Genomic DNA, 5,794 nt, shown 5'->3' with positions numbered 1-5,794 from the left:
ACGCCTCGGGGGCTGGGAGATGTGAATAGGAGAGGGGGGCGGGGGTGGGGTACGGCTCCGCCGGCCGCCGACACGGCGTGGATCACGCGTGGAGGATGCGTGGAGGATGCGTGGTCAGTGCGCTGGACGTAGATGTTCGGCCAGTGGTGGCTACCTGGCTGGGTAGGCGAGTCGGTTGCCTTCGGCGGTGGTGGTCTCGGTTTCGGCGAGTACGGTCTTGCCTTTGGCGACGGTGACGAGTGTGGTTTCAAGAATCGGTGTGATGTCCGGTAGTGCTAGGGCTGTGGTCTCGTCGGGGGTGGGCATGCGCGCTTGCACGTATTCGGTGGCGGTGAGTCGGCCGTGACGCGCGGAAAGCCTGGCGAGCTGGGCCGGGCGTTCGGGGAACGGGTCGGTTTCTAGCTCGGTGCCCTCGGCTGCGGCGAACGGAAGCACGGTCCGGGTAAGGACTCTGCGGCCGTTGGTTGGTTCCGTGGCGGTGGTTTCGCAGACGTACAGCGCGCTGCCTTCGGGGACGCCGATGAGTGTCGCGGTGGTGGCGTCGGCGTCTTGGCGGTAGATCCGTGGTTCGCCGATTGCTTGCAGGGGTTGGGTGCGGGGGCGGTGCAGGACGGTGGCGGCGGTGTTGCGGCTGCGGACGAAGCTGCCTCGGCCGTGCTGGATCTCGATCAGTCCCTCGGTGCGGAGGATGACCAAGGCTTGGCGCAGGGTGGTTCGGGAGACCCCGTACTGATCGATCATCCGGGCCTCGGAGGGTAGGGCCTCCCCCGACTGGTAGACGCCTTCGGTGATGTCGTCGCGGATGGCGTCGGTTACCTGCTTGTACAGCGCATCGTTTCTGACGATCCGTGCCATGTCCGGCCATCCTCGGTTCTGTGAGGCGCATCGTTGCGCTGGTCCGGCCCCGCTCGACCGGTAACGTTTCGGTAACGGTTCTTGAGTCTGCGTAGCGTCCGCGTGGGCCGGTTCCGGTGTATCAGAACCCTGCCACCTGCACTTTGGTACCCCATCGGCCTACGCTCGTCATGATAAGTGATGACCGACGTCTGTCAAAGAGGGGGTAGCCTCTGGACTGAACTCATCATGACGAGTGACGTCCTATGTGTTGAGAACTGATGCGCGCTCTCGTCAAGGGGGTTCGGTACCTGCGCGGGGTGCCGGCCGGGGTTCATTCGGCCGGTGACCTGCGTGGTTGCGGAACCGGGCGCGGCCTGGACGGTCGTGACCGACTCAGAAGCGGGCCATGCGGCCCTGGACACGGGAGCGTGAACGTGCAGAACGTCAGAGTGGACATCGGCGATTGGATCAGGCCTCGCCTGATCGCCGACCCCGAACCGGTGGTCGATTTCGACACCGGCGAGATCAAGATCAACCCCAAGACCGGGGAGCGGGACTACCTGCTGTCAGTGGCCGTACGTCGGGAGGGCCAGCGGCGCGCCAGCGCTATAGAGGTCAAGGTGCGCGGGATGAGCGCACCGGACGTCTCCGAGGGCGACGTGATCACGCTGGACGGGCTGATCGTCACCTACTGGGAGCAGAACGGCCGATCTGGCCTGGCCTTCCGCGCCGAGTCCGCTTCCAGGGCCACCGGTCCCGGGGCAGGGAACGCGGCACCGGCCACTGCGGCGCGTACCGCGTCGACCCCGTCCACGACACCCCCGGCCGGCGGGCCTCGGACGGCCAAGGCCGGTGAGTCGGCGTGAGTTGCCCGGGTGAGGCGATACGCCGAATCAGGGAAGGTGTCGAATCCTTGGCGAAGCTCGTAGAGCTGGCCGAGGGCGCCGAGAGGGCGGGGAAGCGCGCTGAGTGCAGCGGCTACCTGTTCCAGATCTGCACCGTGGGAACAGCGCTGTCGGACTTCGCGGGCCTGCGCGCTGAGGCCATGCAAACCGGGGAGGGCTGAGGCGATGTCGTCGAACTCTGCCCTGTCGGTGGCGGCGCTCCTGGCGGTCGCTGTGCTGCTGGTTACCGCACCGATGGTGCGCGAACGCTACCCGAAGACGTGGTGGTACGCCGTATCGTTCCCGATTCTGTGGGTGCGGATCCGGTTCACCTGGCGTCAGCTGGCCTGGGAGTGTGACCTGGCGGTGACGCGCAAGCGGGCACACGCCATGATCGGCGGGATTCTGGTCAAGGGTAAGGAACTTGATCCAGTGGTTCCCCGGCTGCACGTGGGTTGGCCCCGGCCGTACTCGGTGACGGTGCGGGCGCGGATCCTGCCGGGTCAAACCCCTGATGAGTTTGTTGACGCTGCTGAGGCGATGTCGCACGCGTGGCGGGTGCATTCGGTGCGGGTGTCGTCTCCGGCTCGCGGTGAGGTCGAGTTCACGATCTCGGCGCGGGATCCGCTGGCGAACATCACAGCGCCGGGGGCACTGGCACGGCGTAAGCACCACGGGCGGCCCTGGTTCGGGGTGTCGGTGACTGCCGAGTCGGAGGAGACGCCGGGCGCGGCAGCGGCCGCGAAGCTCCTGCGGATATTCGTCGGGCTTTTGGAGGACGGAAGCTCGTGGGTGCTGGATCTGCGGCTACTGCCGCACTGGCTGATCACCGGCGCCACACAATCAGGGAAGTCAACGCTCATGAACGCGGCGGTGGTGGAGCTGGCGCCGCGTCCGGTCGCGCTGGTCGGTATCGACCTGAAAGGCGGTATGGAACTGGGCAACTACACGGCGCGGCTCTCGGCGCTGGCCACGGATCGGCCGGCGGCGGTGCGGGTGCTGGGTCACCTGGTTGATGTGGTGCTGGAGCGCACAGTGCAGTGTCGCGTCGCCAAAGTCCGGTCGATCTGGGACCTGCCAGAGCAGATCCGACCGGTACCGATCGTGGTGCTGGTTGATGAGCTGGCAGAGCTGTACCTGGCCACCGATCCCAAGGGCAAAGCGGACGCGCTGGCCTGCTCAACCAACCTGGTTCGTCTGGCTCAGCTGGGCGCAACCCTCGGGGTGCATCTGCTGGTGGCCGGTCAACGGGTCGGGTCGGACCTGGGGCCGGGCGTGACCATGCTGCGTGCGCAGCTCGGTGGACGGATCTGCCACCGCGTCGCGGATTCAGAGACGGTCAAGATGACGCTCGGGGACAAGTTCCCTGACGCGGTGATCGCCGCGCAGAGCATTGGTCCGCTGGAGCGAGGCGTGGCCATCACCACCACCAATGAGGGCGGGTGGATGCGGGCGCGTTCGGCGAACATCGGCGCGGAACAGGCGCAGCGGATCACCACCGACTACGCGCACCAACGGGTGTGGCTGCCGGGTCTGAGTGACTTCGACCGTCCCGGGGGTGAGACGTCATGATCGTGAATACGTCAGCTGCGTTGCTGTTCGGGATCGCGACGTTTCTCATGCTCCGGGCACGAACGGTCAAGATCCTCGAAGCGATCATCGTGGGCCTGTTCGGGTTCACCCTGGCCTCCTCGATGTTCGGGGCTGCGATCAGTGCAGCGCTGCACTCCGTCTTCTACGCGCATGCGGCGAAGAACGGCGTGCCGATCGCACCGGGTGCACCCTCGGCGCCGTGGAGCAGTGGTCCGTGATGAGCCGTGATTCGGACACCGTCACGCTGCTGTGGCTGCTGGCCGCAATCGGCCTCGTGGCCTACCGCCGACACGTCGCCTACTGGCTGGGAATCGGGCTGGTCATGCTGCTGCTGACAAGCCTGCTCCTGGGCTCGAACCACTCCTAGGGAACAGCGCCATCTGGGGGCGCCGGACCGAACTCGACTCGGGTCCGGCGTCCCCGCCCCTAACCTCATGCGCGCATCACAACCACCTTGCGACAGAACTAGCTAGAACACGCACCTGCGGCCCTCGGCCCTGCCGACTGTCCATCGGCCTGGGCGCCTCCGCCGCGATACCCCAAGTCTTCTGCCTTCTCCCTGATGCCTCCAACGGTCCCCGCGCGTGCCGTCCGCATCGTCATGCGGTGCCTGCCGGCTTCTCCGGCCGGCGCTGCTCGGTCTGCAAGGAGAAGCAGACGTGCCCCAGAACACAGGGCCTAATGTCGCAACATCCACCAACGCCTCGGCCACGCCGAACGCGGATCAGCTGACGTTGATCCCGATCGAGGATCGCGGCTGGTTTGAGCTGCTGTCCCGGCCGGACTATCCCGCGATTGAGCAACAGATTCGGGACGTCGGCGCGTGTGAAAACCCGGTCTGGCTATCTGGCCGGACACTGCTGGTCGCAGTCGCGACCGGGGAAATCGTCTCGTCGTGGTCGTCAGCGGGAACCCCGTTCGGCGCGATCCCGCTGCGCTGCATGAACCGGCGAGCCACCCGATGCGCCTCATGTTCGCGGCTGTATGCCGGGGACGCGTTTCAGCTGGTGCGCGCGGGACTGTCTGGCGGCAAGGGAGTCCCAGACGTGGTGTCCGGTCATCCGTTGGTGTTCGCCACGCTCACCGCACCGTCCTTCGGCCCGGTGCACCGACGCCCCAACCCCGACCGGCCTAGGGACGTGTGCCGGGCTCGGCGGGGCAAGCCACGGTGCCCCCACGGGATCCCGATGACCTGCCAACAACGGCACGCACCCGAAGACCTGCTGATCGGACAGCCACTATGCGTAGCCTGCTACGACTACCCCGGACATGTGCTGTGGAACGCCGGGGCCTCGGCGCTATGGGCGCGGATGGTCGACTTCCTGTACTGGCGACTCGCCCGTGCCGGCGAGATCCCCAGGCCGCATATCCGGCGCACCCTCCGCGTCGAATACGTCCGAGTCGCCGAATACCAGGCACGCGGACTCGTCCACTTCCACGCGGCCTTCCGCCTGGACGGCCCCGAAGACAGATCGCTGGAACCACCCGCGTGGGCCACGGCCGAACTACTCGCCGATGCCATAGGACAGGCAGCCTCAACAGCACGGCTCCGCCTGGCCGAAACGGTCGAGATCGGCGCCCCCGTACTGCACTTCGGGCAACAACTCGACGCCCGACCCATCGTGCTCGATACCGGGCTGCCAGCGGAACGCGCAGCCGGCTACCTCGCAAAATATGTCACCAAAGGGACAGAGGACGCTCACGGCGCCGATCGACCAATCACGCACCGATCACAGATAGCCGCGCTGGCACGCACCGACCATGTACGGGCACTGATGTACACGTGCCGCACAGTCGGTGCGCTCGCGCCATATGAGGCGCTGGGTCTGCATCGCTGGACACACATGCTGGGATTCGGCGGGCAACCACTGACCAAGACCCGCCGCTACTCCAGCACCTTCACAGCCCTACGCCAGGCACGCGCGGACTTCCGAGGCGCGCTACGGCCCGGCATCGAAGACGAGGAGACAGTACGCGATAGCCAGTGGCGCTACGCATGGCAGGGATGGCCAAACGCCACCATCGCGGAGCAGGCGGCGGGGATCGGTGAGGAAGCCGAGTACAACCGCGAGGTGGCGCAGGATAGCGCCGATGGGCTGGCTCGTGGGCGTGGTGCCGAGTGACCGATAAGCCGAATCGGAGTGATCACGCGGTTCCGGGCGGAGAGGAGGAGGCGGCGAAGGCGTTGCGGGCGTGGGCAGCGGAATGGGCTCGGCGTCTTCCGCCATGGTCGGATGAGAAGTGGGCCCGGATCAATGTCACGCTCGGGCGTAGGGTGCGCACGGGCCGGGGCGGCCGGGGAACGCGGGGAGATGAACGGTGATGGCGCACGGAAACTCGTGTACCACCCGAGCCGACCGCTGGTAGAGAAGGGCGCGAAGCGCTCCTTTCACGGTCTCAGCCCTTGTTCCGCCTGGGTCTTATCGCCTTGCAGTGGTGACCACGCGCGTGACTGTGGCGGTGGGCGGAGGGGGCGGGGG

7 protein-coding genes are annotated in these 5,794 nt (G+C 66.8%); 6 read left to right on the top strand and 1 reads right to left on the bottom strand.

Translation table 11 applies throughout. From position 1 onward, the window contains the following. Positions 1–150 precede the first annotated feature (150 nt). Positions 151–855, bottom strand: coding sequence for a GntR family transcriptional regulator (locus IZR01_RS47785; protein ID WP_194927730.1), 705 nt, complete (start codon positions 853–855; stop codon positions 151–153). A gap of 416 nt (positions 856–1,271) precedes the next feature. Between IZR01_RS47785 and IZR01_RS47780 the strand changes: the two genes are divergently transcribed. From IZR01_RS47780 to IZR01_RS47755, 6 genes are all read left to right on the top strand, one after another. Next, a complete protein-coding gene (locus IZR01_RS47780) occupies positions 1,272–1,703 on the top strand; it encodes a hypothetical protein (RefSeq protein WP_194927729.1) in 432 nt (143 codons plus the stop codon). Between the two features lie 47 nt (positions 1,704–1,750). Then, complete coding sequence (locus IZR01_RS47775; protein WP_194927728.1) at positions 1,751–1,903, top strand: hypothetical protein; 153 nt, start codon at positions 1,751–1,753, stop codon at positions 1,901–1,903. Positions 1,904–1,907: 4 nt separating this feature from the next. Further along, entirely contained in the window at positions 1,908–3,293 is a 1,386-nt protein-coding gene (locus IZR01_RS47770) for an FtsK/SpoIIIE domain-containing protein (protein WP_194927727.1), read from the top strand. Continuing rightward, complete coding sequence (locus IZR01_RS47765) at positions 3,290–3,532, top strand: hypothetical protein (RefSeq protein WP_194927726.1); 243 nt, start codon at positions 3,290–3,292, stop codon at positions 3,530–3,532. The genes IZR01_RS47770 and IZR01_RS47765 overlap by 4 nt, the downstream gene beginning before the upstream one ends. Beyond that, on the top strand, positions 3,532–3,681 hold the full coding sequence (locus IZR01_RS47760) for a hypothetical protein (RefSeq protein WP_194927725.1): 150 nt from the start codon (positions 3,532–3,534) through the stop codon (positions 3,679–3,681). The genes IZR01_RS47765 and IZR01_RS47760 overlap by 1 nt, the downstream gene beginning before the upstream one ends. 292 nt (positions 3,682–3,973) lie before the next feature. Further along, on the top strand, positions 3,974–5,437 hold the full coding sequence (locus IZR01_RS47755) for a replication initiator (protein WP_194927724.1): 1,464 nt from the start codon (positions 3,974–3,976) through the stop codon (positions 5,435–5,437). The last annotated feature ends 357 nt before the right edge of the window (positions 5,438–5,794 follow it).

This window comes from Catenulispora pinisilvae (genome assembly GCF_015356865.1).
Classification (GTDB): domain Bacteria; phylum Actinomycetota; class Actinomycetes; order Streptomycetales; family Catenulisporaceae; genus Catenulispora; species Catenulispora pinisilvae.
This window is presented reverse-complemented; position numbering and strand designations above follow the sequence as displayed.

Coding starts and splice junctions, on each gene's coding strand:
- IZR01_RS47785 (WP_194927730.1), bottom strand. CDS start 855: ATGGCACGGATCGTCAGAAACGATGCGCTGTACAAGCAGGTAACCGAC.
- IZR01_RS47770 (WP_194927727.1), top strand. CDS start 1,908: ATGTCGTCGAACTCTGCCCTGTCGGTGGCGGCGCTCCTGGCGGTCGCT.
- IZR01_RS47765 (WP_194927726.1), top strand. CDS start 3,290: ATGATCGTGAATACGTCAGCTGCGTTGCTGTTCGGGATCGCGACGTTT.
- IZR01_RS47760 (WP_194927725.1), top strand. CDS start 3,532: ATGAGCCGTGATTCGGACACCGTCACGCTGCTGTGGCTGCTGGCCGCA.